Genomic DNA, 25,849 nt, shown 5'->3' on the forward strand with positions numbered 1-25,849 from the left:
CGCCCGAGAAGATGAGGATGAGAATGAAGAAGATTCGTACCGTTGCACTGAAGCTGGTTGCTTCGGTGTCCGTAGTTCTGGTTGTGCTGGTATCGATAGCGCTCGTATTCAATGTCGGCTCCAGCAAAGCGAGCGTTCCGGCCGGGGAGACGGGCAACCAGTTCGTGTCCGTCGACGGAAAGAACATGAGCTACTCGATCCGCGGCAACGGCGATCAGACCATAGTGCTGTTACCCGGGTTCGGAACGTCCGCACCGATTCTCGACTTCACACCGCTTGTCAACGAGCTCGCACCTGACTACCGCGTCGTCACGATCGAGCCCTTCGGTTACGGCTACAGTGATGGAACGGACAAGGACCGCACGACTGCGAACATCGTCGAGGAGATTCATACGGCAGTACAGTCGCTGGGAATTGACGAATACATCCTCATGGGGCACTCGATCACTGGTCTCTATGCGCTGGACTACACCGCGAAGTACCGTGACGAGGTCACCGCATTCGTGGGTATCGACAGCAGTGTTCCAGGGCAGCCGAACATGGATACCAAATTCCCGATCGACGCACTCCGAGTTGGAAGGCAATTGGGCTTGGCGGAATTGCTGTCCAAGGTCGTCGGTGGTGAAGCCTCGGACGAGTACCTCGATCCCGCCGCAAAGGACGAGATGCGACAGTTGACTGCGAAGAACAACTTCAGCGATACCTATCTCAACGAGATGGATCACCTTTCGAGTAACTTTGCTGAAGCAATCGGCAAGACGTTCCCAGCCGATCTTCCGATTCTGTTGTTCGCCGTGAACAATTCAGAAGTTCAGGGCTGGACAGAGCTGCACGAGGGGCAGGCAGCCTCCGTCGATCACGGAGAGGTGATCTTGCTGGACGGAGACCACTACCTGCACCACACCAGGTCGAAGGAAATCGCCGAGAACCTCGGAAGGTTCTTGGGTGAGCTGAACTGAATCCGGGAGGACGTTAAAGTTGGAGGCGGGGCCATCGAGTCGAGATGGTCCCGCTTCTTTCTTCTCCACTGATCGTTCGGAGGCATTGTGGCGCAGACCTGGTCACGCGAAGAACTGGTGAGCGAGCTGGACTCGGCGTATTCGAAACTCGAAGCGTTACTCGACGGCGTCGCCGAGGCCGATGCGTTCGACGCCGTTGCCGTCGACGCGTGGACGGTGCACGACGTACTCGCTGTGCGTGTCTGGTGGGCAGAGGCCGTCGCAGAGTGGATAGGTGCCGGGCTGCGAGACGAGGCTCCGCAGACGCCGGCGGCGGGTTACAAGTGGACGCAAACACCCGCACTGAACCAGTCGGTTGTCGACGCGAGCATCGACATTCCGGCTCAGGAGCTTCGTGACCGCTTGGGAGCTGCTGTTGCGATGTTGCGCAACTACATCGAGACCCTTGACGATGATCAACTGCTGTCGGTCGGGGTTTTCTCGTGGACCCGGACGTGGCCGGTCTCGAGGTGGATCGCCGTCAACACGATCACCCAATACGCGTCGTTGTCGAAAATGATTCGGCGAGTGCTGAAGTCGAACAATCAGCTCTGAAGTCGATGCATCCGCCATACGTCCGGTCCGTCGGGGAGCGAGGTCTGGCCGACGATCGTGAAACCGAACCGTTGGTACAGCGGTAGATTTCGTTCGGTCGACGTATCGAGCCAGCAATTCTGTTCGGTTCGATCCAGTTCCGCCAAAGCATGTTTCAGTAGCGCAGAACCCAATCCGGTTCCGCGTGAGCGCGGCGTCGTACCGATCGTTGCCAACGACCACGCGTTGTCGGGGACGGGAAGCGCAGACAGTTGTTCGTCAGCCTGAAGAACGCGCTCGAACCGATCTCCGTGCAGTTCGACGATCTTCTCGACGGTCGCTTCATCAGGCTCTGGAGTGTCCGGCGGCAGGACTGCGATGACGCCGTTGCCGGAATCGTCGATGTAGGAACGCCCGAACGGTAGTGCCAGGTGTTCGAGGTAGATCCGTTGCAGAGTCGCGACGCGCTCCACGTGGGAGTCTTCGGCGACGCACCAGTTCGTCCAGGGGTAGTCGGCAAACGCCTCGCCGAGAACCTCGGCGGCACGGTCGAGATCGTCGATGGACAGCGGTCGAACAGAATTCTGCATAGTGCCACTTCAGCACAGTGAGGTCTTCCGTCGCCACTCGATTTCGGCGGTGTAGCAGGTGCGCGGGCCGTGGTCACGTACTTGTGAGTTCATTCAAGAAAGTTGGACGAGGCTGTCGATCCTGCGTTGACTGGTAGTGATCGGGCAATCGCCGAGCTGTCAACTCCGGGCACGTGAGATCCGGGTACGGCGATTCTCCGCGAAAGGAACAGATATGAACAGGCTCGAAGGCAAGAATGTAGTGATCACAGGCGCCGCCAGTGGAATCGGGCGTGCAGCAGCACAACTCATGGCGGCAGAGGGCGCCAAGGTGTTGGTCGCCGACCTCGATCCTGCGCGTGCAGAGGAAGCGGCGGTGGCGATTCGCGAGACGGGTGGCAATGCAGTGGGTTTCGGCGTCGATGTCATGAACGAGGACTCTCTGGCAGCGATGATCGAAAAGGCGGTCGCCGAATTCGGCGGCATCAACGTCCTGTGTAATCACGTGGGCGGTAGTAACCCGCGCAAGGATCTCGACCTGCTCCGGATGGACTTGGACGAGTGGGATCGCGTGATGTCGCTCAACGTCCGCAGCACTGTCGTCGCTTCACGACTTGCCATTCCGCACATGAACAGTGCCGGTGGAGGATCGATCGTCAACACGGCCTCGGTAGGTGGATTGATCGGGGATTCCCTGCAGTCTGCCTACGGATCCGCCAAAGCGGCAGTCATTCGTCTGACGCAGTACATCGCAGTCCAGTACGGAGCAAACGGTGTTCGGTGCAATGCCGTAGCGCCGGGCGCGATCATGACACCCGCTCTCGTGGACAACATCCCCGCTGATGTCATCGACGGTATGAAGCAGGCAAACGCCCTGCCTTACCTCGGCGAACCCGAAGACATCGCGCATGCCATGGTCTACCTGGCTTCGGACGAATCTCGCTACATGACGGGGCAGACCCTGGTGGTCGACGGCGGACTCACCAGCAAGAGTCCGCTCGCGACCGGCCGTTCGTCGATGTTGAGCTGAATCAGCTCCGCCAACCGCTGGGGCCGGCGCCCAGAACCTCGATGGATCCCTGACTGGCGTGTGAATGCTTGGTGCGGTGCGTCATTCGCCACTTTCCGTCGATCCGCGCCCATGAGTCGTGGTAGTCGCCGAGGGTGAAGAAGTTCAGGTGAGCCTTGCTCCCGGTGCCCACATGCATGTCGCTGACATAGGAGCGGCTGGTGGCGAGATCGCCGACCACCTCGACCAGCACGTTACCGATCAGATGTTGGGTGGGACCGCACTCGTCGAGGAACGAGCGGATGGACGCCACTACCTCGGCGGGTCCGCGCAGAGTTCCGGTGCCCAATTCTGCCGTAGCGTCCGGCGTCATGATCCGGTGGAGTTCATCCCACTCTCGCGCATCCATGGCTCGGGCGAACTCGAAGATGGAGCGGGTGATCTCGCGTTCGTCGAGAAGAGTGGTGATGTCGATGCTCATGCTGTGCGCCTTTCTTAACGTCGGGGGGTTAATAAAGGCGCACAGCAGATGTCAGCGGTTGAGCAGCTTGCGCATCGCTTCGGCAGCACCCTTGACCATCTTGTCTCGGGGGAAGCCACTGCGCTTCTTGGCGCCTTCGTAGTTTCCTGCAGCCACCCAGATCGGGCCGTCGGCAAGGTGTTCGAGACCTTCACGTGCAACATCTTCGGGCTCTGCGACGTTCATGCCCGGGATGTCGAAGTTCAGTCCCGCGCGAATCATAGCGGGTGTGCGAGTGACACCGAGAATGAACTCGACGACGTGAACGCCGTACGGCTGGAGTTCGAGCCACAGGCTTTCGGCGAAGATGCGCCCGAATGCCTTGGACGCCGCGTAGATGCTCTGGTGCTCGGAGCCCATGAATCCGGCCAGCGAACCGAGCAGCATGATGCCGCCGCGTCCGCGATCCTTCATCAATCCGCCGAAGTGGTGCGAGAGTTCGAGCTGCTTGTTGATGTTCAGCTCGATGACTCCGGCAAATCCCGTCAGATCTCCGGTGACGAACTCGTGGCCGTAGCTGTTGGCGCCGGCGTTGAAAATGAGGAGACCAACCTCGACGTCGTCGGTGACAGCCTTGATCTGATCGAGCGCGTCCGGAACGAGCAGATCCAATGCGAGAGTGCGTACTTCGACGCCGTTGGCGCGTGCCTTGGCCGCGGTCTCCTCGAGCGGGCCCGGCTTGCGGGCGATGAGAACGAGGTTGATGCCGATCTTGCTGAGCTCGTCGGCGAACCCTGCGCCGACACCTTCTGAACCGCCGGCGATGACTGCCCACGGGCCGTAGTACTGAGGATCGATCATTACTACCTTCTTCGAAAGATGTTGGCTTGACTAGTGAAACGGAGTCGGTACGGGTTCGCTGTCGTCGACGATCGGCTGAGGCACCGGCTCGTCGTTGAGGATCTCGAGTTCGCCCGCTGTTGCAGCGTTCACGATGGACGCGATCAAGGCGCCGCACTGCTTGCGAGGGGCACCGGGTCGTCCCTCTCGCTGCCCGAATTCACGGTCGTCGGCGATTTCGAGGCACTGGGCGCGGGCCTGGTCACTCCACTGAACGGTGGTGTGTTCCCAACTGTTCTTCTGGACCAGGACCTGAGCCTTGCACTCAGCGCACTGAAGAGGCTGCATCTTCGTCTGCCTTCTTTGCAGCGAGGTTGTCTTCGACTTCCTTCTGCCAGGCTGCGACGGGTCGCGCGGTGTCGAGTTCGAATTCGAAGCGCTCGGTCATCTCGGGAGCGATGTCCGCGACATCGACGTAGAACTGTTCGTACCAGCGACGGAGCTGGTAGACCGGGCCGTCTTCTTCGCACAGGAGCGGGTTCTCGATGCGAGTCTTGTTCTTCCAGATCTCGACGTCCTGCTCGAAGCCCTTGGCGATGAACGTGCCGAAGTTCGCGGCCATCGCGTCGGCGGCTTCACCCTGGAAGCGATCCGACTTCTTGACGATGATGCCGTACTGGAGCACGAACTTGTCAGCGCTGACCGGGTAGTGGCAGTTGATGAGCACAGAGTCGACGTTGTAGTCCTCGTACTCGTAGGTCAGGTCGTCGACCATGAAGGAGGGGCCGAAGTACGTGGCAACCGAGTTGCTGCCGACCATCTTCGGGGTGCCTGCTGCGTGGGGACGCATGTCCGAGCGAGCGACGCCGCGCATGTACTGCGTTGCGGCGTGGCCTTCGAAGACGTTCTTGAAGTACGTCGGGAAGGAGTAGTGCACGTAGAAGAAGTGCGCCATGTCGACGATGTTGTCGACGATTTCGCGGCAGTTGGTGTCGACGGTCGTGGTGTACCAGACCCAGTCGCTCCACTCGTCGCTGAGCGCGCCTTCGATGCGGGGGATAGCCACGTCGTCGGTCGGCGGGTTGCCCTCGGGGTCGTGCCAGACGAAGAGCATGCCGTCCTGGTCGAGGGTTTGCCAGGCGCGCGTCTTGGCCAGCGGGGGGACGCGGCGTGCGTACGGAATCTTCTGGCACTTGCCGTTGCCGCCCCAGCGCCAATCGTGGAACGGACAGGCAATGGCGTCGCCCTTGATGGTGCCCTGGCTCAAGTCGCCACCCATGTGACGGCAGTACGCGTCGAGGATCTTGACGTTGCCTTCACTGTCGGCGAAGACGACCAGTTTGGTGCCGAACGCCTCGATGGAGTGCGGCTGGCCGTCCTTGAAGGACTCCGTGAGTCCAATGCAGTGCCATCCACGCGCAAAGCGTGTAGGCGCGGTTCCAGCTTGGATCTCGCGAACCTCGTCGTTGTCGGACTGAGTGATCGTCACGATGAGTCCCGTCCTTTCCAGGGGCAGTGTCGACGCCCGACGCTAGGGGAGCGTGAATTGCCTCTGGGGTCTCGTCTCACTGGCCGGGACCAGCGGCGAGCGCGAGGATCCGGCGGCTGATCCCGGCCTCCGGGACTTCCGATCACCGGAACGCGTGACCGACATATCGTGACGGGGCAGCCGTTATGTCTATCTGCCGATCCGCTCCCTCACGGTTCGGTGCGAGGAGTGTCTCCCATGGTCAACAAGGTTCTGAGTTCAGTCCGTGATCTGCTCCCGAAGATCGCGGCCCGCGCTCAGAAGGTCGACGATTCGCGCAAGATCTCCGAACGGACCATCCGGGAGCTGTCCGAAGCCGGCGTCTTCTCCATGCTGGCGCCGAAAAGATACGGAGGTGCCGAGAGCGACCCGGTTCAGTTCTACGAAGTGGTCAGGGCCATCTCGGCTGCCTGCGGCTCGACCGGTTGGGTCGCGTCGGTGGTGGGGGTGCACCCGTGGCATCTTGCACTTTTCGACGACCGAGCGCAGGCCGACGTGTGGGGAGAGGATCAGACGACGCTCATTTCGTCCGCCTATGCGCCGGTCGGTCGACTGACGGCGGTGGACGGAGGCTACGAGCTATCGGGCCAGTGGGGTTTCTCCTCCGGTTGCGACCACGCGAGTTGGGCGTTGCTGGGAGCGATGGTGGTCGGCATGGATGGTCGTCCCGTCGATTTCATGACGGTGTTGGTGCCGCGCACCGATTACGAAATCCGTGACGTGTGGGATGTCGTGGGTATGCGGGGCACCGCGAGCAACGAGATCGTGGTCGAGAAGGCCTTCGTTCCCGAGCACCGATTGAAGCGCAACTACGAGACCGCACAACTGCGTGGGCCTGGCCAAGCGGTCAATCCTGGCCCGCTGTACAAACTTCCGTTCGGGAGCATCTTCACCTCGACGGTTGCCGCGCCGTGTGTGGGCATCGTCGCCGGTTGTTACGAGGGGTACCTGGACGTGATGCGTGAGCGCGTCCGTCTGAGTTTGGGTGGTGGACGGTTCAGCGAGGATCAGTTCGCTCAGGTCGCCGTCGCACGTGCGTCGTCGGAGATCGATGCTGCGATTTTGCAGATGGATCGCAATATCCGGGAGATGTACGAACTTGCTGTGGCCGGTCAGGAGCTCCCACTCTCGATGAGGCTGCGTGCGCGTCGTGATCAGGTTCGTGCGACGGAACGCTCGGTGGAAGCGATCGACATGCTTTTCAAGACGGCAGGCGGGAACTCCCTCTCTCGCGGAAACCCGATCGAGCGTGCGTGGCGTGACGTTCATGCGGGCAGCGTTCACGTTGCCAACGAACCCGAGCGCGCGTTGGCGCTCTACGGCCGGGCGGCGTTCGGACTGCCGGTGGAGGACAACCTGATCTGACGGGTTGGCGCGTCACCGGGTGGGGTATTTGCCTTTGGATGAGGGAAGTACCGGCTCTGACCATCGGCTCGATCGTCGACATGGCGGGTGTCGCGCGCGCGAAGGTGATGCCGGCCGGCCGAACCGGTGTCTTCGAGAAAGCCGGTGCGGGAGTCTCACCGAGCTGGAACGTCTTCTGTAGCGACGATCGGATTGCCTTCACCGATTCCTTTTCCGTCGTGGGTGATCTCCGGTTGCGTATCGACCGCTCCGACCTCCGTGATCTCGGAGGGGGCGTGTCGTGGGCGCCGGCGACGTTGCACGATCAAGACGGTGCGACGGCTGCCGTGTGTACTCGGTCCGCACTCACTGCCGTCGTGGCGCGGCTTGCCGCCGACGGACTGGAAGCTCGGGTGGGTCACGAGATCGAGTTCACTCTTTTCGGTGATGCGTGTGACGGAGCGTGGTCGGCGTACGGGTTAGGTGCAGTCCTGCGCCGCGAGGACTTCCTCAAGGACCTTCTGCGCAATGCCGAACGCGCACAACTTCATATCGAGCAAGTGCATGCAGAGTACGGACCGGATCAATTCGAGATCTCCATCGCTCCGGCAACTCCTGTTCAGGCTGCCGACCTGGTGATACTGGCCCGGATCTTGATCAGCCGCACTGCCAGAGCCCATGGATTGGCGGCCTCGTTTTCACCGATACCTACGGTCGGAGGTGCAGGGAACGGTGCACACCAGCACTTTTCATTGAACTCAGGTGGGCGACCCGTCTTCTCCGGTGGCGGGCAGGAGTACGGGATGACCGACAAAGGATCGTCAGCTTTGGGTGGAATCCTCTCTCACCTCACGGAATTCACGGCCATCTTTGCGTCCTCACCGCTCTCCGAGGTCAGGCTGCGACCGGACAATTGGTCGGGGGCCTACGTCTGTTGGGGGCTCGAGAACCGGGAAGCGGCACTGAGGTTCTGCGCCGAGTCACCGTCGAATCCACACGGCGCCAACGCCGAAGTGAAAATCGTCGATCCATCGGCCAACCCGTATCTGGCGACCGCTGCGATACTTGGCCTTTCGCATATCGGTATCGGCAATGCCTCGCCATTGCCGCCGGAAATTGTGGTGAACCCGTCGACTCTCACGGAGGCGGAACGTGATGAGCGCGGGGTGACCCGAGTCCCCACCGATCTGCGCGAGATAGTGCAGAAGTTCAACTCCTCCTCGGTGGCGAAGGAAATCTTCGGGGAGCCGATCATCGAAGCGATGGTGTCAGTGAAGGGAGTTGAGCGCGAGACTTTCTCCCAGATGGACGAGGCGACAACCGTCGAGCGGCTTCGATATACCTGGAGCTGAAAGGGTTGACGCGCAAGATGTCGAGTCCTATGTTTAAGCTATTCCTTAATTAAGGAGTTGCTTACATGGACGAGCGAAGTGGCCGACTCGATGCAGTGTTCAGCGCATTGGCCGACCCGACGAGGCGTGAAATGCTCTCTCGCCTCACTGATGGTTCGATGACCGTCGGTGAGTTGGCCGAGCCGTTCGAAATGAGTCGACCTGCCATCTCTCAGCATCTGAAGGTGCTCGAGCGAGCCGGTCTCATCGAACGAACCGCCACCGCGCAATGGCGCACGTGCACCCTTCGCGCAGAGGGTCTCGACGACGCCAGCGCCTGGGTCGACGAACACCGGCGAGGCTGGAACGAACGCTTCGACCTCCTCGACGAGCGTCTACGTGAGCTGAAGCAACGTCGACCGAAGAAGGAGAAGGACAATGAGTGACCGGAATGCCGATGCCACTGCAGAATTCACCATCACCCGGATCTTCGACGCGCCGCGCGACCTTGTCTGGCAGGCGTGGACCGACCCCGACGAGGCGGCGCGCTGGTGGCATCCGAAGGGTGTCAGCAGTCCCCGTGAGCATGTCACGATCGATCCCAGAGTTGGCGGAACGTACCGCTACCTGATGATCAACGACGAGAACGGAGCCGAGTACCCCACCGGCGGAACCTATCTCGAGGTCGACGAGCCGAAGAGGCTGGTCTTCACCTGGGGAAATCCGAGTGATCCGGTGGATGCCGCACCTCGGATAACGGTCACGCTCGCAGAACGGGGTGACAAAACCGAGATGACCTTCCACCTGGTAGGAATTCCGGGATTCAAGGGTGACGGGAATGTGTACGACGGATGGGAATCCGCTTTCGACGTGTTGGACGAAGTTCGCGCCGGCGACTAGTCGGGAATCGGACACCGCGACAGCGGTGCCGGTGATTGAATGGGGCTGATAGTCCATTCGTCACCGACGCAGGAGAGCCTGATGGCACCAGAAGTTGCGGTAGTTCTCGAGGGATACACCTACTTCGAATGCCCGCGCTGGCACGAGAACCGGATCTGGGTATCGGACTTCTACACCTACCAGGTGATTTCGGCCTGCGAGGACGGGACAGACATACGCGTCGAGGCGGAGGTTCCAGGGCAGCCGTCCGGGCTGGGGTGGCTTCCGGACGGCAGATTACTGGTCGTCTCCATGCGGGACCAGAAGATTCTGCGGCGAGAATCCGATGGCGAGTTGGTGGTGCACGCAGACTTGTCCGGGTACGTCAGTGCCAACGTCAACGACATGCTGGTCGACGCACAGGGACGAGCGTACGTGGGCAACTTCGGGTTCGATCTGATGAACCTGGCCCCCGTCGAGACGGCAGATCTCCTCCGCGTCGACCCGGACGGATCGGTGCACGTCGTCGCGCGAGATCTCCACTTCCCCAATGGAATGGCTCTGACGTCGACCGGAGATCTGCTCGTGGACGAAACGCTGGGAAATCGAATCAGTGCGTTTGCCGTCCAGGCCGACGGCTCTCTGGGTGAACGCCGCGACTGGGCGTCGTTCGGGCCGGTGCCTGGTGGACCCGAGATGGAGACCACCCTCGCTCAGATCGTCGTTGCGGCGGACGGGTGTTGTATCGACGGAGACGATTCGATGTGGGTGGCCGATGCCCTCGGAAGCCGTGTTCTTCATGTGGGCGCCAGCGGGGAGATAGTCGACGAAATTGCCTTCGACAGCGGTGTCTTCGCTTGCGGACTCGGCGGTTCCGACGGTCGTACCCTGTTCGTTTGTGCCGCCCCGGATTTCAATGAACACGCTCGCAAGGTGGATACCGAAGGAAAGCTGCTGTCGATTCGCCTGGAGCCTTTGATCTGATATGGAATTGGTGACCTCGCTACCTGCCGACACTCCGCTGCGGCAGGTAGCTCAGCACGTCCGACGCATCGAGAACCTTGGTTTCGACACGGTGCACATCTCCGAAACCATTCGTGATCCGTTTGCGGTGGCGGCCCTGGCCGTCGAGCACAGCAGTACTCTCACTGTCCGGACGTCGATGGTTGTCGCGTTTGCGCGCAGTCCCATGGTGACGGCTTTGGCTGCCTGGGATCTTGCGGGTTTCTCGGGTGGGCGATTTCAACTAGGGCTTGCGACGCAGGTGCGTGGGAACATCGTCGGGCGGTACTCGATGCCGTGGACGGATCCTGTTGCGCAACTGCGTGATTACGTCAGCGCTGTACGCGAGATCTTCCGAGTTTTTCAGGAGGGCGGTGAACTCGACCATGCCGGAACGCACTACACCTTCGACCGGCTGCAGCCCTACTTCAATCCGGGGCCGCTCGATGTTCCGGCTCCGGAGATCTGGACCGGGGGAGTGAACTCTCGCATGTGCTCACTGGCGGGAGCCGTCGCCGACGGTTTTGTTTCTCACCCCACCAGCTCCCATCCGAAGGTGCTCGCGGAGAGGATCATTCCATCGTTGACGGCGGGCGGAAGGAAGCCGCGACTGATTGCCGTTCCGAAGATGATCACCGGCAAAGATCCTGCCGCGATACTTGCTCAACGAGAAGCGGTGCGCAGTGAACTTGCCTTTCTCTACTCCACTCCGGCGTACCGAGTCGCGCTGGAGGTCCTCGGATTATCCGAGGTCGGGGAAGAACTGACAGTGATGGCGCGGGCAGGTGATTGGGCTCGACTACCTGCCGTCCTCACCGACGATGTTCTCGACAGGCTGGTCACGCAATGCACCTACGCCGAACTCCCCGAGGTGCTGAGTTCGAAATACGCGAGTCTCTGCGACGGCATTGCACTGGCGGTGCCGGCGAATCCCGCCGACGACCGCGTCTTCGCAGCGATGTGTGAGGAGATTCGAGGCGCCGCAGCGTCTGCCCCGTGACGTCCAGTCGGCGCGAACTACACTCTCGACATGGGGCGCGTCTACGAAGGCATCGATGAAAAGCTCACCACGTGGTTGCAGGCTCAACCGCTGTTCGTCGTTGCCACCGCACCGTTGTCTGCTGACGGGTTGGTCAATTGCTCACCCAAAGGGGGAGTCGGATCGTTTGTGGTGCTGACATCCACCCGGGTGGCGTACCTCGACCTCACCGGCAGCGGTGTGGAAACCATCGCGCACGTGCGCGAGAACTCGCGAATAACACTGATGTTCATGGCGTTTGACGGACCGCCGAAGATCGTACGACTGCACGGTCACGGACACGTTCTGCTTGCAGGGTCGGAACCGTTCAACGAGCTTGTCGGTAGGTTCCCTGAGCACCCGGGGGTGCGGTCGATCGTCGTGGTCGATCTGACGCGCATTTCGGATTCGTGCGGATTCGCAGTACCGCTGATGGACTACCAATCCGATCGTGACGTGCTCGACCGCGTGGCGGAGAAGAGGGGGCCGGAGCGGCTCATCGCCTATCGCGCCGAGAAGAACGCGAAGAGTGTGGACGGGTTGCCCGGTATCGACCTGGAGTGATACAAAGTTGCCCGGTATCGACCTGGAGTGATACAAAATCGCGTCGCCGTGCGAAAGAGTGTGGGGCAGGTGATTCTGACATTGCCTGCCCCACGTCCTCGTTGTGCTGGTTACTTCGCCATGTCCTGGGCTGCTCGGTACGAGAAGACCATGGCCGTGCCGAGCGGAACGCCAGGACCGGGGTAGAAGCGGCCGCTCAGTGACGCGCTCGTATTGCCGGCGGCGTACAGGCCGTCGATGGCGCTGCCGTCGGCACGCAGGACTCGACCGTTGACGTCGGTGACCAATCCGCCCTTGGTGCCGAGGTCACTGAGGACGATGCGGGCCGCGTAGAACGGACCGTTCTCGATCGCCGTCAGTGCCGCATTCGCGCCGCCGTTGGGTGGGCAGAAGAATGCGTCGTACGGGTCTTCGCCGCGATGGAACTCTTCGTCGACTCCCAGCTTTGCGGCATCGTTGAACTTTTCGACAGTGCTGCGCAATGCGTCGGCCGGCAGTCCGGTCTTGGCGGCGAGTTCTTCGAGAGTATCGGCGGCGACCCAGGTTCCGGCCTCGAGGTGCTTGGCGGGCGCCGTGTTCGGGATGCAGATGGCAGGTAGTCCGCCACCCTCGCGCGAGTCGAAGATCATGAACGACGGCACTGCAGAACCGTTGTCGTCGTGCGCATCCATGGCCCGGCCGAACTGGTCGTACGGGAGAGACTCGTTGAGGTAACGCTCGCCCGCGTTGTCGACGACGAGTCCGCCGCGAACGCCGACCATGAATGCGGCGCTGCCGTCCGGCTGCTCGACGCCGGGGCAGAACCACGCCTGATCGAGCAAAGCGGTTGCGCCACCGACAGCAATTCCGGCGGAGATCGCGTCACCGGTGTTGGCGCCGAAGGGACCCATACTCCAGATCGCTTTGCCGGGGGTGCCGGCCTGCTCACGCATCTCGGCGTTGCCTTCGATGCCGCCCGCTGCCATCAGCACACCGCGGTTCGCCTTGATTCGCTGGGTTTCGCCGCCGGATTCGACCTCGGCGCCGACAACCCGACCGTCTTCCACGATCAGGGAGGTGAGGATGGATTCGGTACGAAGTTCTGCGTTACCGGTGCTCTGGACTGCGGCCAGCAGTCGGCCGATCAGTGCGCGCCCACCGATCATCGGGCCGGGAGCATGATCCTGACCGGTGCGGTCTTGGTCGAGTTCCGGACGCACCTTGCCGGCGAGGTCACCGATGTCGGCGGGATCGAGATCGAGAGGGTTGATGGAGCGTCCCGTGTCCATCCGGCCTTCGGCCTTGTAGTAGTCGGGGAACGCACGGAACTCGAATTCGATGTGCGGGTTCTGCTCGAGTAGTGCGACGACATCGGGAGCGGTCTCGACATAGGCATCCTGGCGCTCGGACTCGGCGTCGCCGAGCAATGCGCGCAGATAGGTGCGTGCGTTCTCCGCTGAGTCGGGGAGTCCCGCACGTTCCTGTACTTGGGTTCCCGGCAGCCAGATGGATGCGCCCGAGTACGCGGAAGTTCCGCCGAAGCGATCGGTTTTCTCGAGGACGATCGTCGTCAATCCTCGAGCTGCCGCGGTGTATGCGCCGGTCAGCGCGCCGCCGCCGGAGCCGACTACCAACACGTCGCACTCGGTGGTCCAGTCCTGCATCATTGCGTCCTAACTCCAAGAGGGTGGGGTGTCCACGGAATACCGCACGGGGAGAGAAGGCCATGCCAGGTCCCACTGAGCGGGCAATATGCCGAGATGGGTGGTCGAGATGAGAGAATTGGCGAGGTCGTTCGCGACCGGGACACAGAATCGATGATGGGGGCGACGTTGCCGAGAATTGCCGAGGTCAGGGACGCTGCAGAGCCCAGTTCGGACGAGCAGCGGGCGCGCCATGTGCGGATGCTGGAAGCGGCGGCCGAATTGGGGACCGAGAAGGAACTCTCACGGGTACAGATGCACGAGGTCGCCAAGCGGGCGGGCGTGGCCATCGGCACTCTTTATCGCTATTTCCCCTCGAAGACGCACCTCTTCGTCGCTGTGATGGTCGAGCAGATCGACCAGATCGGTGCCAGCTTTGTCAGGCATCAGGTTCAGTCGGACAATCCGCAGGATGCGGTGTACGAGGTATTGGTTCGCGCGACTCGCGGGTTACTGCGTCGGCCGGCTCTCTCGACTGCGATGCTGCAGTCGTCCAGTACCGCCAACGTCGCGACGGTGCCGGACGTGGGAAAGATCGATCGCGGCTTCCGGCAGATCATTCTCGATGCGGCCGGGATCGAGAACCCCACCGAGGAAGACAACACCGGGTTGCGTCTGCTGATGCAGCTGTGGTTCGGGGTCATCCAATCGTGCCTCAACGGTCGAATCTCCATCCCCGATGCGGAGTACGACATCCGCAAGGGATGCGACCTGCTTCTGGTGAATCTCTCACGGCACTGACGTGACTTCGCCCCTCTCTGGGGAGGGTTCGTCATGTTCGCAAAATTGAAATCAATTCTATTTTTGAATCCGCATCAGTTGAGAGTTGATGTCAATCCGGACATTGCCCTGACATCATTAATAGAATAAATTACAGAAAATTAGACGGTGAGCCAGCTCACCGACCGAAAACTCCACGAAGGAGCGAACATCATGGGTCATGCAGTCATCGTCGAGGCCGCTCGGACACCGATCGGCCGTCGTCGCGGCGCCCTGGCGGGACTGCACCCCGCCGAGATTCTGGGAGCAGCGCAGCTCGGCGTTCTCGAACGGGCAGGCGTCGCACCGGAAGACATCGGACAGATCATCGGCGGCTGTGTCACCCAGGCAGGTGAGCAGTCCAACAACGTCACGCGGCAGGCGTGGCTGCACGCCGGATTGCCGTACAGCACCGCGGCAACCACTATCGACTGCGCCTGTGGATCCGCCCAGCAGGCAGTGCATTTGATTTCCGGCCTGATTTCTTCTGGTCAGATCTCGGCCGGTATCGGCTGCGGCGTCGAGGCTATGAGCCGTGTGTTCCTGGGTCAGGCAAACGCACCGGGAACGGGAAACCCGTACCCGGACGACTGGACCATCGACATGGGTGACCAGTTCACCTCCGCGCAGCGAATTGCCGAGAAGCGTGGGATCACGCGCGCCGACGTCGACGCGTTCGGTCTGGAATCGCAGCGCCGCGCAGCTCAGGCTTGGGCAGAAGGACGCTTCGACCGCGAGATCGTGCCCGTCAAGGCTCCCGTGGTGGACAAGGAAGGCGTGCCTACCGGTGAGATCGCCACTGTCACTCGCGACGGGGGACTGCGTGAGACGACGGCAGAAGCGCTGGCTGGGCTCAAGCCGGTCATCGAAGGCCATATCCACACCGCCGGCAACTCGTCGCAGATCAGTGATGGCGCGGCTGCGGTACTGCTGATGAGCGAAGAGCGCGCACAGGAACTGGGATTGAAGCCCCGCGCGCGGATCGTCGCGTCCGGCATGGTCGGATCCGATCCCTTCTATCACCTGGACGGACCGATCGAGTCCACCCAGATGGTGCTCGACAAGGCCAAAATGACCTTGGACGACATCGATCTCGTCGAAATCAACGAAGCCTTTGCCTCGGTCGTGCTCTCCTGGGCGCAGGTTCACGGCGCAGACCTGTCCAAGGTCAACGTCAACGGTGGTGCGATCGCGCTCGGACATCCCGTCGGTTCCACGGGCGCTCGTCTGATCACCACTGCGCTGCACGAACTCGAGCGCTCGAACAAGTCGACGGCTCTGGTCACGATGTGCGCCGGTGGCGCTCTCTCGACCGCCACCATTATCGAACGCATCTGACCCGTACTGACACTGTCGAATTGACGAGGTAGACATGACTATTGGATTGAGTGAAGAAGATCGTGACCTCCGCGACTCCGTACGGGGCTGGGCGGCGCGTCACGCAACACCCACCGTCGTCCGTGAAGCCGTCGAGGCGAAGGTCGAAACTCGCCCCCAACTCTGGAACGGGCTTGCCGAGCAGGGGCTTCTCGGACTACACGTAGCCGAGGAATTCGGCGGCGCAGGATACGGATTGGTCGAACTCGCCATCGTCGTCGAGGAACTTGGACGCTCGATGGTTCCCGGACCGTTCCTGCCGACGGTAGTGGTCAGCGCTGTTCTCAGTGATGCCGGAGAAACGGACAGGCTGCCGACGATCGTGGATGGCAGCACGCTCGGAGCTGTTGCACTACAGCCGGGTTCGCTGAAGATCATCCGCGACGGCGACAACACCACCCTCAGCGGAACGTCCAGCCTTATTCTCGGCGGCCATGTCGCTGACCTGTTCCTCCTCGCGACGGACAGCGGATTCGTTCTGCTCGGACGTGACCGCCTCGAGGTCACGGACTTGGCCAGCTACGACGCCGTGCGTCGTAACTCCGAGGTCACCGTCGACGGTTTGGTGCTCACCGATTCCGAGATCCTCACCATCGATACCCAGCGTGTACTGGACATTGCCGCAACACTGTTCGCGGCCGAGGCATCAGGCTTGGCCGACTGGGCAGTCACGACGTCGGCCGACTACGCGAAGGTGCGTCAGCAGTTCGGTCGCCCGATCGGCCAGTTCCAGGGTGTCAAGCACAAGGCTGCACGTATGCTCGCGCTTGCCGAGCAGGCACGCGTCTGCGCTTGGGACGCTGCGCGTGCGCTGACTCCCGCCAACGGCGTCGGTGCCGAAGAGGCTTCTCTCGCAGCAGCCGTCGCCGGAGCCACGGCCCTCGAGGCTGGCTTCTCCGTCACGCGTGACTGCATCCAGGTGCTCGGCGGAATCGGCTACACGTGGGAGCACGACGCGCACCTGTACCTGCGCCGCGCGCAGTCCCTGCGAATTCTGCTGGGTTCCACGGCATCCTGGCGTCGTCGCGTTGCCGAGCTGACCATTGCCGGAACCCGTCGCGTGCTCAGCGTCGAGCTGCCGCCCGAGGCCGAGGCGATCCGAGCCGACGTCCGAGCCGAGCTCGCTCCTGCACTCGAACTCGAAGGCGCCGCCCAGAAAACGTATCTCGCGGAAAAGGGCTACACCGCACCGCACTTCACGGCTCCGTGGGGCAAATCCGCCGATGCCGTCAGCCAGCTGGTCATCGCCGAAGAACTGCGCGCTGCGAAGATCAAGCCGCACGACATGATCATCGGCAACTGGGTCATCCCGACGCTCATCGCGCACGGCAACGAAGAGCAGCTCGCCAAGTTCGTCCCGCCGTCACTGCGCGGGGACATCGTCTGGTGTCAGCTCTTCTCCGAGCCCGGCGCAGGTTCCGACCTCGCCGCGCTGAGTACAAAGGCCACCAAGGTCGACGGTGGCTGGAAGTTGCAGGGCCAGAAGGTGTGGACGTCGATGGCACGCGACGCGCACTGGGGAATCTGCCTCGCGCGCACCGACGCCGACGCACCCAAGCACAAGGGCCTGTCCTACTTCCTCATCGACATCAAGAACAGTGGCCTCGACATTCGTCCGCTGCGCGAGATCACCGGTGAAGCACTGTTCAACGAAGTCTTCTTCGACGACGTCTTCGTTCCCGACGAGTGCCTGGTCGGCGAGCCAGGCGACGGCTGGAAGCTCGCTCGCACCACGCTGGCCAACGAGCGTGTCTCGCTGTCCAACGACTCGTCGCTCGGATCGGGTGGCGAGGCTCTTCTGAGCCTGGTCGACGGACTGCCCGGTGGCATCGACGACGAGCAGCTGACCGTGCTCGGAAAGGTGCTGTGCGACGCGCAATCCGGTGGTCTGCTCGGTCTGCGCACCACGCTGCGCTCGCTCACCGGCGCGCAGCCGGGTGCCGAATCCTCGGTGGCGAAGCTGATCGGTGTCGAGCACATCCAGCAGGTCTGGGACGTGGCAATGGAGTGGGCCGGACCGAGTTCACTTCTGGGCGAACAGCATCGGATGTCTGCAACCCAGATGTTCTTGAACTCGCAGTGCATGTCCATCGCGGGTGGTACAACCAATGTTCAGCTCAACATCATCGGTGAGCGAATCCTGGGTCTGCCTCGCGACCCTGAACCGGGAAAGTGACCTGCACATGAGCAATCGCACCTTCGTCATCGGCGTCGGCATGACCAAGTTCGAGAAGATCGAGACCCGCGACTGGGAATACCCGGACATGGTGACCGAAGCCGTCTCGAATGCCCTGACCGATGCCGGGATCGGCTACGGCCAGATTCAGCGTGCTGCGGTCGGTTACGTGTTCAACGCGTCGACAGCAGGACAGCGAGCTCTCTACGAGACCGGTCTGACCGGCATTCCGATCTTCAACGTCAACAACAACTGCGCGACCGGCTCGACGGCGCTGATGATGGCGCGCGAGTGGGTCCAGGCCGGACAAGCCGAGTGCGCCTTGGCCGTCGGCTTCGAGAAGATGACCAAAACGGCGTTGACCGGTAACGGTGAGATGCCCAAGGTCACGACCTTGGACTCTCAGCTGAAGATCATGGTCGAGGATTACGGGTTCGCCCGATCGCCGATGACAGCTCAGCTGTTCGGTAACGCTGCCGTCGAGCACATGAAGAAGTACGGCACCACGGTCGAGCAGATCGCAGCGGTGGCGGTCAAGAATCACAAGCATTCGGTGAACAATCCGTACGCACAGTTCCGTGACGAGTACACCCTCGAACAGGTACTCGGCGACAAGATGATTCACGAGCCGCTGACACGTTCGCAGTGCTCGCCGACCTCGGACGGCGCCGGAGCCGCGATCGTCGTGAGCGAGAAGTTCGTGCGTGAGCACGGCCTCGAAGACCGGGCGATCGAAATCGTCGCACAGGCGTTGACCACTGACACCGAGGCAGCGTTCGCCGAGAAGTCGATGATCGACGTGGTCGGCGCGCCGATGACGGCAGCTGCGGCAGAGCAGGTCTTTGCGCAGGCCGGGATCACCATCGATGACGTCGACGTCATCGAACTGCACGACTGCTTCGCGATCAACGAGATCATCACCTACGAGGGCCTGGGGATGTGCGCGGTCGGAGAAGGCGGAAAGCTCGTCGAATCCGGCGCGACCACGTACGGCGGCCAGTGGGTCGTCAACCCGTCGGGTGGTTTGATCTCGAAGGGACACCCGCTGGGCGCGACGGGCTTGGCGCAGTGCGCCGAACTCACGTGGCAGCTCCGCGGGACCGCGGATGCGCGGCAGGTCGAAGGCGCTCGTATTGGCTTGCAACACAACCTCGGATTGGGCGGCGCGTGCGTCGTGACGGTCTACCGAGCCGGAACTTTGGAGAACTGATGGCTATCGATCTCGAGGTGGCGTTGGCTGCCGAACCGACTGTGCGCGAGGCGTCGTGGACCGATCGCGACGTCATGCTCTACCAATTGGGACTCGGGGCAGGGGCGAATGCTCTCGATCCCGCTGAACTGACCTGGGTGTACGAAAAGGGGCTGAAGGTACTCCCGACGTTTGCAATGGTTGCAGGCCAGGGAGTTTCGGCGGGTGTACTGCCCGCACCGTCGATGAGTATGCCGGGAATCGACATCGATCTGCGAAAGATCCTGCACGGTGGGCAGTCGCTGGCACTTCACGCGCCCATCCCGTCGACGGGTGCTGCCCGTATTTCCTCTCGGGTCGCCGATGTCTGGGACAAGGGTAAGGCAGCTGTGATCGTTCTCGAGACGGCGGCCGAGGACCTGGACGGGAATCCGTTATGGACCACCGGAATGCAGATCTGGGCGCGCGGCGAAGGTGGATTCGGCGGCAACGCCGGACCCGAAGTTGTTGCCGGGGTGCCTGATCGAGCGCCCGACAAGGTACTGACGTCGAGCACGAGTCCCTCACAGGCGCTGGTGTACCGACTCAGTGGAGACATGAACCCGCTGCACGCTGATCCCTCCTTCGCGAAGATGGCGGGCTTCGATGCACCGATTCTGCACGGCCTCGCGTCGTACGGCATCGTCTGCAAGGCCGTGGTAGACGGGATTCTCGACGGAGATCCGACGCGGGTGAAGAACTACTCGGTGCGGTTTGCCGGTTCGCTCTTCCCCGGCGAATCCATCACCACCTCGGTATGGCAGGACGGCAACACACTGACGTTGGCGGCGACGTGCCCCGAACGCGAGAACTCCCCGGTTCTCACGCACGCAACAATGGAGATCAACTGATGGACCTCGGTTCGCACCCCACAGCAGCGACACATCCGGGCGGCACGATTCTGACGTCGCCGCCGCAGGACGCCCCGGTCGACCGGGCCACGGCAGCAGCGCGTCGCGTTGTCGACGCGATGCTGCGCACCGACCGCGGAAACGCCAATTTGGACCGGGTTGCGGAGGAGCTCAACAGCATTGCCGAGCACCTCGAGCAGCACTCACCCGAGGTGGCCGAGCGCTTGATCGACATGTGGAACGGTGAGGGCGTGACTCGTCACGACCCCGTGACCGGCCCCGAGAACGCCATTGCGCCGCCGCTCGTTCTGGAAGGGCTCGCTGACGGGTCGGTGCAGGGAGTGGTCACGTTGACGCTGCCGTACCAGGGCCCTCCCGGCCATGTGCACGGCGGTGTTTCGGCGCTGCTGCTCGATCACGTTCTCGGCGTCGCGAACGCCTGGGGTGGAACTTCCGGCATGACAGCACAATTGAGCACTCGGTACCATCGCCCGACTCCGCTGTTCGAGCCCCTCACGATCAGCGGCAAATTCCTGTCCAAGGACGGCCGCAAGATTCACACCGTCGGTGAGATCAAAACTGCGGACGGCGAATTGTGTGTGTCGGTAGAGGGACTGTTCATCGACAAGACCGTGCCGCGCCCCAGGTAGGGGCTTCGCCCCCGTGCGCCTTTTTGGTAGTGGGAACTACCAAAAAGGCGCACAGGGGTTCTGACGAAGGAGGGCCCAGTGGGCAAGCTCGACGGACGTGTAGCAGTGGTCACCGGTGCCGGTATGGGCATCGGGCGCGGAGTGGCGGGCGCGTTCGCGCGTGAAGGCGCGTCGGTGTTGGTTGCCGAGATCGACGAGGCGGCGGGCCTCGAAACCACCCAGTGGTTGCGGGACGAATGGGGCGCGGAGGCGGAATTCGTCCGGACCGACGTCACTGACAAAGCTCAGGTTGTCGCCATGGTCGACAAGTCCGTCGAGCGGTTCGGACGCCTCGACATCCTGGTGAACAATGCTTGGCGGACTTTCGGTTTCGCTCGGCTCGAGAAGATGTCCGACGAGCAGTTGCGCGGCGGTTTCGACATGGCAGTGATGGCGGCATTCTGGGCGATGCAGGCTGCCCTGCCGGAACTGGAGCGTCACGGCACGGGCCGCGTGATCAACATGTGCAGCCTCAACGGCGTGAATGCTCACATGTACTCGGTGCAGTACAACGCGGCGAAGGAAGCATTGCGAACCCTGACTCGCACTGCTGCCCGCGAGTGGGCTCCCAAGCAGGTGAACTGCAACGTCATCTGTCCCGGTGCGCAGAGTGCGGCGTACAAGCGTGTCGCCGAAGCCAATCCGGAGAACGTGGCAGTGATGGCCGCACAGAACCCGATGGGGCGGATCGGCGATCCCCTCGACGACATCGGCCCCGTTGCGGCCTTCCTGGCAAGTGACGACAGCCGTTACGTCACCGGCAACACCCTCTTCGTCGACGGTGGTGGGCACATCAACGGCGTGCAGTGGGCGCCGACCGTCGACTGATCGACGGCGACTCGGCCGGTGTATCCGGCATCTATTTGGCCGTGAACCCGGCGTCGACCGGCAACGCGATACCTGTGACGTATCGAGCCTGATCCGAAACCAGCCAGGCTATCGCGTTGCTGACGTCGGCAGCTTCGATCAACTCGACGTTCAAGAGGTTGCCCACGTCGGCTCCGCTCGATGTCGGGGAGTCCGCAAACAGCTTCGCGACCGCGTCGTTGACGACCATCGGTGTATTCGCGCCAGTCGGGTGCACGGAGTTGACACGAATATTGTGGGGAGCAAGCCAGTGCGACCACGTGCGCCCAAGCCCCACGATGGCGTGTTTACTCGCGCAGTAGCCGTCGGATCCGCCGGTGCCGTCACCTCCACGACCGACAAGTCCCAGAGTTGATCCGGTAAGGACTATTGCGCCACCTGTACCTTGTTCGATCATCGCGGGCGCTGCGGCCTGGACGGTATTCCAGACGCCGAATAGGTTGACCTCCATCTGGTCGCGGAAGGCGCGAGCATCGTCGATATCCGGGGACATCATGCCGATACCGGCGTTGGCCAGGACGATGTCGACGCTGCCCAGCTCCGCAATTCCTTCGGATACCGCAGTTCGCAGTGCGGACAGATCGCGAACATCCACTTCTCGCGCGACGATACTTCGTCCCAGGTTCTCGACCGCTGCTGTTGTCTGCCGCAAATCGTCGGCGGTTCCCATCGGGTAGGCCACCGATTCGATCTGACGGCAGATGTCGAGCGCAATGATGTTCGCGCCCTCCTGCGCCAATCGCACGGCGTGGCTCCTGCCCTGACCTCGGGCGGCCCCGGTGATCAGTGCGGTTTTGCCTTCCAACTGTCCGGGCATGCGTGCTCCGTCCTTCGTGAATCATGATTACTCGGTCATGAGTACTGACCCGAGGGGACGGCGAAATTCGTCGCCGGCGACGTAGTCTGAGTTCAGTTACAGCGGGAACTCGCTTCGGAAGAGAAGAGGCTCGGGATGTCCGATTGGGTGAAGAAGGTCGAAGCTGAAGCCAAAGGGCTCCTCGCCGAGGCGGAAGAAGAGCTGACCGTCCTTGAAGGTGTCGACACCATAGATCCGCTTGCCGACGACGATCCGGCACCAGAAGACGGCACCAAGCCGACGTCAGACTGACCCTGCGACCCGTCGGCGCGCCTCGACACCGCTCGGTATCTCAGAACGGTGGCGGGTCGTCCCCGTAGTCGTTGGGTTCTCGGCGGGCTCGCGGTGATTTCCGCCGCTTGTATTGAACGTGCTCCTCTGCTCGTTTCTGTATCCGTCGGCGGTGGCGATTGCGTTCACTCTGGATACGGGCAGCTTTGTTCTCCGCCTGGGTCCGCCGATTTCGACCGCCCTGGGGCGGTGTCGGTTCGTGCGATCCAGCCATCAATCCTGCGGGTCGCGTTCGGTAACAATGCCCGGTCGGCGACGTCAGCGACATGGTCCGATCCTCGTTCGACGTGAACCGCCACCGGTCGGAATGCTTGAGGCGATGATGGTTGCGGCAGAACGCACTCATATTCGACGCGACCGTTTTACCGCCGCATTCGGGGTCGCCGTGATGGAACGGTTCATTGTGGTCCAGATCGGAATTCCAGGCCGGGACATCACAATGCAGCCATTGGCAGCTGCCCGCGATGATCCGTAACCAGGTATCGAGAACGGCGCCCGGTCGGTAGACGCGCGCCGAAGCAGGCACCGGCTCTGCGACGTCATCAGCAGGTGCTCGGACGTTTCGAATTACGGCGCCACGGGCGATATCGCGAGCATGCTCAGCGCTGATCACCCCGTACCCGTCGAGGTGGGCGGGCTCGCCGCCACCGTGCAGAGTGGAATCAGTCATCACGACGTGAACCACGGGCCGACGAACGACAACACCACCGCTACGATCCTGCGGGCAATCAGCTCGGCCACAGTTGCACGGCAAGAATTGTGATCCGTTGGTCAACTCGAAGAGCGCGTCGGCTCGTCGCTGCTCGTACGTTCGAGAGTCGTTTCGGCATACCGACACTGCCAACTCGCGTAGTCGGCCGTCGAATGCCCGAGCCTGCTCTGCCGGAACGCTTCCCAAGATCTTTGCCATCCCGTCCTCGGCAGCGCTGACCCCGACGAAGCGATCGGTGAGAGCACGGCGTCGGCGTTCTCGCATACCTTCCGGGTCCACCATCGCCACGATCCGATCGATCGCCGCTGTCAGTCGTCTTCCCGTCAAGCCCGTTCCGCCTGCTACTGGTGGGGCGAGAACCTGCTCGAGCAGTAGTCGTTCCACCTCGTCGATCAATTCGTCTTTCACGTTCGCGGTCGCGGAATCGATCAAACCAACTCGGTACAGATCCAACTCGCCACGCGCCATCGCCGCTCGAGTGCGATGCAGACGAGTCCTTAACGAGAACCCCAACCCGATCAGCTTGCCGGCAGCCGCGCGACCCATCGTCAGTGACGCACCGACTTCCGACTCCGCCAACTCGTGTGCGGTCGACGACCACGCACCACTGGCGACATGCTCCGAGCTTCGCCGCGAAAAGAACTCGGCAATCACAGCGAGCTTGCGTTCGACCAGCATCGCCTCGCATGCGTGCAGATCGGTCATGAGATCAACCAGCGCACAATCAGTTTCGGTACCGGTCAGCTGTGCTGAGATACCGAAGAGCTCTGTCGTGGGGTTGACCATGCATCGATCTTATTCGAATATGCGTTCGAATGGCGTCGAATTCTTAAATCAGTCGGAATAGTCGGTTTCCTGAATTTCAGTGCATCTCAAGGGTTAGTCGTAATGCTGTCAGCGGATCCGAGGCATCTCGACGCCCACGCGGACCAGGCCCTTCGGGGTTGACGAAGCGGCCCTCGTCCGAGCGAGTCCACTCGCGTACGGCCCATCTCTCCTTGATCGCCCAACGGCCGTCGCGCCGCTCCATGTGGTCGATGAACCGCGCACCACTGGTGAAGTTGATCATTCCGATGTCTTCGGGCCCGCCCCAGTGTGTGGACATCGAATATGCCTCGCTGATCGCGTGGTCGCCGTGCAGTTCGACCAGGTGGTTGCCGATGTGGTGCATCGTGCCGCCGATCGCGGAGAGTTTTGTTGTGGCCCAGGCGATGTACTCGTCGATGGTGCCGTCGAATCCGGTGTGATGGTCGATCGCGTCCGGGTGGTAGGCGCTGCGGACGAGATCGAAGTCGAGGCGATCGATGCCGCGGCAGTACGTCAGAACCACCTCACGAATTGCCTGCTTGTCGATGAGATCCTGCAGTGCCTGGTCCATGTCACGCCTCCTTGATGCTGGTCATCCAGTCGAGTAATTCCGGTAGTTCTTCGGCAGCGCAATCGAATACGGCAGGCCGAAGCACCACGGCAGACGCGCCGCGGTCGGACCAGTCCAGGACCTTGTCAGCGGTTGCCGAGAGGTCGACGGACCGATTGTCGCGCCGAACCGGCGCCGCAGACACTTGCACACGTGCGGTATCCGGCTCGCGGTCGTGGGCTTCGAACGTGTTGCGCAGCAATGTGACACTGTCGGTGAACGTTCCCAGGTCGGTCGGGTTCACGGTCCAACCGTCGGCGACGCGTGCTATGCGGTCGAAGTTCCGCCGGCTTGGTCCGAAACCGAAGAGCACCGGTACGCGATTTTGGATCGGCAGCGGGAGGCTGTGGTAGTTCTCGAAGGCGAAGTCGCGTCCCTTGAAGGTGGCCGGAGCATTGGTCCACAGTTCGCGACACGCTGCGACAGCCTCCTCCATGCGCCCGAATCGCGCGTCGAAAGGCATGTTGGTAGCGGTGTATTCGGCTTCTTGCCAACCGACGCCGAAACCCATGACGGCTCGACCTTCGGACAATGAGTCGAGAGTTGCAACCTGTTTGGCAAGCAGGGCGGCTGGGCGAACAGTGGCGATCAGAACCGATACTCCGAGGCGAGCGCGTTCGGTCACTGCGGCGATCGAGGAAAGAAGTGAAATCGGTTCGTACCAAGGGTGATCCAACGGGAACAAGAAGTTGTGTTCGGCTACCCGCTGAGCGTGTGCTTCGGCATTGAACCCGAGATGATCGCCGGTGCAGATCAGATCGATCCCGGCACGGTCAGCACGCGCGGCGAAGTCCAGAACCGGGCGAATCTTGCCGTCGAACAGGGCCTCGAGGCCCAAGATGTTGACGCCGATTTCCACAGTCGTCGT

The 25,849-nt window shown here is 62.0% G+C and carries 28 protein-coding genes; 18 read left to right on the forward strand and 10 right to left on the reverse strand.

Annotated elements, in window-relative coordinates:
- Positions 1-23: 23 nt before the first annotated feature.
- Positions 24-959: an alpha/beta fold hydrolase gene (locus tag ATN37_RS25975; protein WP_007732711.1), complete on the forward strand. Its 936-nt coding sequence runs from the start codon at positions 24-26 to the stop codon at positions 957-959.
- 87 nt (positions 960-1,046) lie between these two features.
- Positions 1,047-1,553, forward strand: coding sequence for a ClbS/DfsB family four-helix bundle protein (locus tag ATN37_RS25980; protein WP_007732702.1), 507 nt, complete (start codon positions 1,047-1,049; stop codon positions 1,551-1,553).
- Here ATN37_RS25980 and ATN37_RS25985 read toward each other — a convergent pair.
- Positions 1,544-2,122: a GNAT family N-acetyltransferase gene (locus tag ATN37_RS25985; RefSeq protein WP_218695772.1), complete on the reverse strand. Its 579-nt coding sequence runs from the start codon at positions 2,120-2,122 to the stop codon at positions 1,544-1,546. The genes ATN37_RS25980 and ATN37_RS25985 overlap by 10 nt on opposite strands.
- Positions 2,123-2,336: 214 nt before the next feature.
- Between ATN37_RS25985 and ATN37_RS25990 the strand changes: the two genes are divergently transcribed.
- Positions 2,337-3,131, forward strand: a complete 795-nt coding sequence (locus ATN37_RS25990) for an SDR family NAD(P)-dependent oxidoreductase (RefSeq protein ID WP_218695773.1) — start codon at positions 2,337-2,339, stop codon at positions 3,129-3,131.
- A 1-nt stretch (position 3,132) separates the two neighbouring features.
- On the opposite strand, the gene ATN37_RS25995 is transcribed toward ATN37_RS25990, so the two are convergent.
- The 4 genes from ATN37_RS25995 to ATN37_RS26010 are packed head-to-tail and all read right to left on the reverse strand — an operon-like array spanning position 3,133 to position 5,899.
- Positions 3,133-3,591 carry a nuclear transport factor 2 family protein gene (locus tag ATN37_RS25995; protein WP_003940631.1) on the reverse strand — a complete coding sequence of 153 codons (459 nt, stop codon included), beginning with the start codon at positions 3,589-3,591 and terminating at the stop codon, positions 3,133-3,135.
- Positions 3,592-3,642: 51 nt separating this feature from the next.
- Positions 3,643-4,431 carry an SDR family oxidoreductase gene (locus ATN37_RS26000; RefSeq protein WP_020909164.1) on the reverse strand — a complete coding sequence of 263 codons (789 nt, stop codon included), beginning with the start codon at positions 4,429-4,431 and terminating at the stop codon, positions 3,643-3,645.
- 30 nt (positions 4,432-4,461) lie between these two features.
- Positions 4,462-4,758 carry a hypothetical protein gene (locus ATN37_RS26005; protein ID WP_003940353.1) on the reverse strand — a complete coding sequence of 99 codons (297 nt, stop codon included), beginning with the start codon at positions 4,756-4,758 and terminating at the stop codon, positions 4,462-4,464.
- Positions 4,736-5,899 carry a Rieske 2Fe-2S domain-containing protein gene (locus ATN37_RS26010; RefSeq protein WP_003940257.1) on the reverse strand — a complete coding sequence of 388 codons (1,164 nt, stop codon included), beginning with the start codon at positions 5,897-5,899 and terminating at the stop codon, positions 4,736-4,738. The genes ATN37_RS26005 and ATN37_RS26010 overlap by 23 nt, the downstream gene beginning before the upstream one ends.
- A gap of 237 nt (positions 5,900-6,136) precedes the next feature.
- Between ATN37_RS26010 and hsaA the strand changes: the two genes are divergently transcribed.
- The 7 genes from hsaA to ATN37_RS26045 all read left to right on the forward strand — a co-directional run bounded on the left by hsaA (position 6,137) and on the right by ATN37_RS26045 (position 12,076).
- Complete coding sequence (hsaA, locus tag ATN37_RS26015) at positions 6,137-7,303, forward strand: 3-hydroxy-9,10-secoandrosta-1,3,5(10)-triene-9,17-dione monooxygenase oxygenase subunit (RefSeq protein ID WP_003940567.1); 1,167 nt, start codon at positions 6,137-6,139, stop codon at positions 7,301-7,303.
- Between the two features lie 38 nt (positions 7,304-7,341).
- Positions 7,342-8,634, forward strand: coding sequence for a glutamine synthetase family protein (locus ATN37_RS26020; RefSeq protein ID WP_063315770.1), 1,293 nt, complete (start codon positions 7,342-7,344; stop codon positions 8,632-8,634).
- A gap of 65 nt (positions 8,635-8,699) precedes the next feature.
- Positions 8,700-9,059 (forward strand): helix-turn-helix transcriptional regulator, encoded by a 360-nt coding sequence (locus tag ATN37_RS26025; RefSeq protein WP_003940373.1) that lies wholly within the window; start codon positions 8,700-8,702, stop codon positions 9,057-9,059.
- A complete protein-coding gene (locus tag ATN37_RS26030; RefSeq protein WP_030536982.1) occupies positions 9,052-9,513 on the forward strand; it encodes an SRPBCC domain-containing protein in 462 nt (153 codons plus the stop codon). The genes ATN37_RS26025 and ATN37_RS26030 overlap by 8 nt, the downstream gene beginning before the upstream one ends.
- An 81-nt stretch (positions 9,514-9,594) precedes the next feature.
- Positions 9,595-10,476 carry an SMP-30/gluconolactonase/LRE family protein gene (locus ATN37_RS26035; protein ID WP_064074280.1) on the forward strand — a complete coding sequence of 294 codons (882 nt, stop codon included), beginning with the start codon at positions 9,595-9,597 and terminating at the stop codon, positions 10,474-10,476.
- 1 nt (position 10,477) lies between these two features.
- Positions 10,478-11,494: a TIGR03617 family F420-dependent LLM class oxidoreductase gene (locus ATN37_RS26040; protein ID WP_218695774.1), complete on the forward strand. Its 1,017-nt coding sequence runs from the start codon at positions 10,478-10,480 to the stop codon at positions 11,492-11,494.
- A 30-nt stretch (positions 11,495-11,524) separates the two neighbouring features.
- Positions 11,525-12,076, forward strand: coding sequence for a pyridoxamine 5'-phosphate oxidase family protein (locus ATN37_RS26045; RefSeq protein ID WP_218695775.1), 552 nt, complete (start codon positions 11,525-11,527; stop codon positions 12,074-12,076).
- A gap of 110 nt (positions 12,077-12,186) precedes the next feature.
- Here the strand turns inward: ATN37_RS26045 and ATN37_RS26050 are convergent, their stop codons facing one another.
- Entirely contained in the window at positions 12,187-13,719 is a 1,533-nt protein-coding gene (locus tag ATN37_RS26050; protein ID WP_218695777.1) for an FAD-dependent oxidoreductase, read from the reverse strand.
- 153 nt (positions 13,720-13,872) lie between these two features.
- Between ATN37_RS26050 and ATN37_RS26055 the strand changes: the two genes are divergently transcribed.
- The 7 genes from ATN37_RS26055 (at position 13,873) to ATN37_RS26085 (ending at position 21,666) form a co-directional block, all read left to right on the forward strand.
- Positions 13,873-14,499, forward strand: a complete 627-nt coding sequence (locus tag ATN37_RS26055; protein ID WP_030536987.1) for a TetR family transcriptional regulator — start codon at positions 13,873-13,875, stop codon at positions 14,497-14,499.
- A gap of 192 nt (positions 14,500-14,691) precedes the next feature.
- Positions 14,692-15,855 carry a steroid 3-ketoacyl-CoA thiolase gene (locus ATN37_RS26060; protein WP_007732681.1) on the forward strand — a complete coding sequence of 388 codons (1,164 nt, stop codon included), beginning with the start codon at positions 14,692-14,694 and terminating at the stop codon, positions 15,853-15,855.
- A gap of 34 nt (positions 15,856-15,889) precedes the next feature.
- A complete protein-coding gene (locus ATN37_RS26065) occupies positions 15,890-18,070 on the forward strand; it encodes an acyl-CoA dehydrogenase (protein WP_218695779.1) in 2,181 nt (726 codons plus the stop codon).
- Between the two features lie 7 nt (positions 18,071-18,077).
- The gene (locus tag ATN37_RS26070) at positions 18,078-19,280 is read left to right on the forward strand and encodes a lipid-transfer protein (protein ID WP_003940027.1); all 1,203 of its coding nucleotides are present in this window, start codon (positions 18,078-18,080) and stop codon (positions 19,278-19,280) included.
- A complete protein-coding gene (locus ATN37_RS26075) occupies positions 19,280-20,149 on the forward strand; it encodes a MaoC/PaaZ C-terminal domain-containing protein (protein WP_030536989.1) in 870 nt (289 codons plus the stop codon). The genes ATN37_RS26070 and ATN37_RS26075 overlap by 1 nt, the downstream gene beginning before the upstream one ends.
- Positions 20,149-20,799, forward strand: coding sequence for a PaaI family thioesterase (locus tag ATN37_RS26080; RefSeq protein ID WP_003940283.1), 651 nt, complete (start codon positions 20,149-20,151; stop codon positions 20,797-20,799). The genes ATN37_RS26075 and ATN37_RS26080 overlap by 1 nt, the downstream gene beginning before the upstream one ends.
- 78 nt (positions 20,800-20,877) lie before the next feature.
- On the forward strand, positions 20,878-21,666 hold the full coding sequence (locus ATN37_RS26085) for an SDR family NAD(P)-dependent oxidoreductase (RefSeq protein ID WP_003940182.1): 789 nt from the start codon (positions 20,878-20,880) through the stop codon (positions 21,664-21,666).
- A 31-nt stretch (positions 21,667-21,697) separates the two neighbouring features.
- Here the strand turns inward: ATN37_RS26085 and ATN37_RS26090 are convergent, their stop codons facing one another.
- Complete coding sequence (locus tag ATN37_RS26090; RefSeq protein ID WP_003940537.1) at positions 21,698-22,522, reverse strand: mycofactocin-coupled SDR family oxidoreductase; 825 nt, start codon at positions 22,520-22,522, stop codon at positions 21,698-21,700.
- 135 nt (positions 22,523-22,657) lie between these two features.
- Here ATN37_RS26090 and ATN37_RS26095 point away from each other — a divergent pair, with 135 nt between their 5' ends.
- The gene (locus ATN37_RS26095; RefSeq protein WP_003940615.1) at positions 22,658-22,813 is read left to right on the forward strand and encodes a hypothetical protein; all 156 of its coding nucleotides are present in this window, start codon (positions 22,658-22,660) and stop codon (positions 22,811-22,813) included.
- A 40-nt stretch (positions 22,814-22,853) separates the two neighbouring features.
- Here ATN37_RS26095 and ATN37_RS26100 read toward each other — a convergent pair whose 3' ends face one another.
- The 3 genes from ATN37_RS26100 to ATN37_RS26110 form a co-directional block, all read right to left on the reverse strand.
- The gene (locus ATN37_RS26100) at positions 22,854-24,350 is read right to left on the reverse strand and encodes a DUF222 domain-containing protein (RefSeq protein ID WP_218695781.1); all 1,497 of its coding nucleotides are present in this window, start codon (positions 24,348-24,350) and stop codon (positions 22,854-22,856) included.
- Positions 24,351-24,426: 76 nt separating this feature from the next.
- The gene (locus ATN37_RS26105) at positions 24,427-24,942 is read right to left on the reverse strand and encodes a nuclear transport factor 2 family protein (protein ID WP_007732673.1); all 516 of its coding nucleotides are present in this window, start codon (positions 24,940-24,942) and stop codon (positions 24,427-24,429) included.
- 1 nt (position 24,943) lies between these two features.
- A complete protein-coding gene (locus ATN37_RS26110) occupies positions 24,944-25,840 on the reverse strand; it encodes a TIGR03619 family F420-dependent LLM class oxidoreductase (RefSeq protein ID WP_042924820.1) in 897 nt (298 codons plus the stop codon).
- Positions 25,841-25,849: the final 9 nt, after the last annotated feature.

This window comes from Rhodococcus sp. MH15 (assembly GCF_019266045.1).
GTDB classification, from domain to species: Bacteria; Actinomycetota; Actinomycetes; order Mycobacteriales; family Mycobacteriaceae; genus Rhodococcus_F; species Rhodococcus_F qingshengii.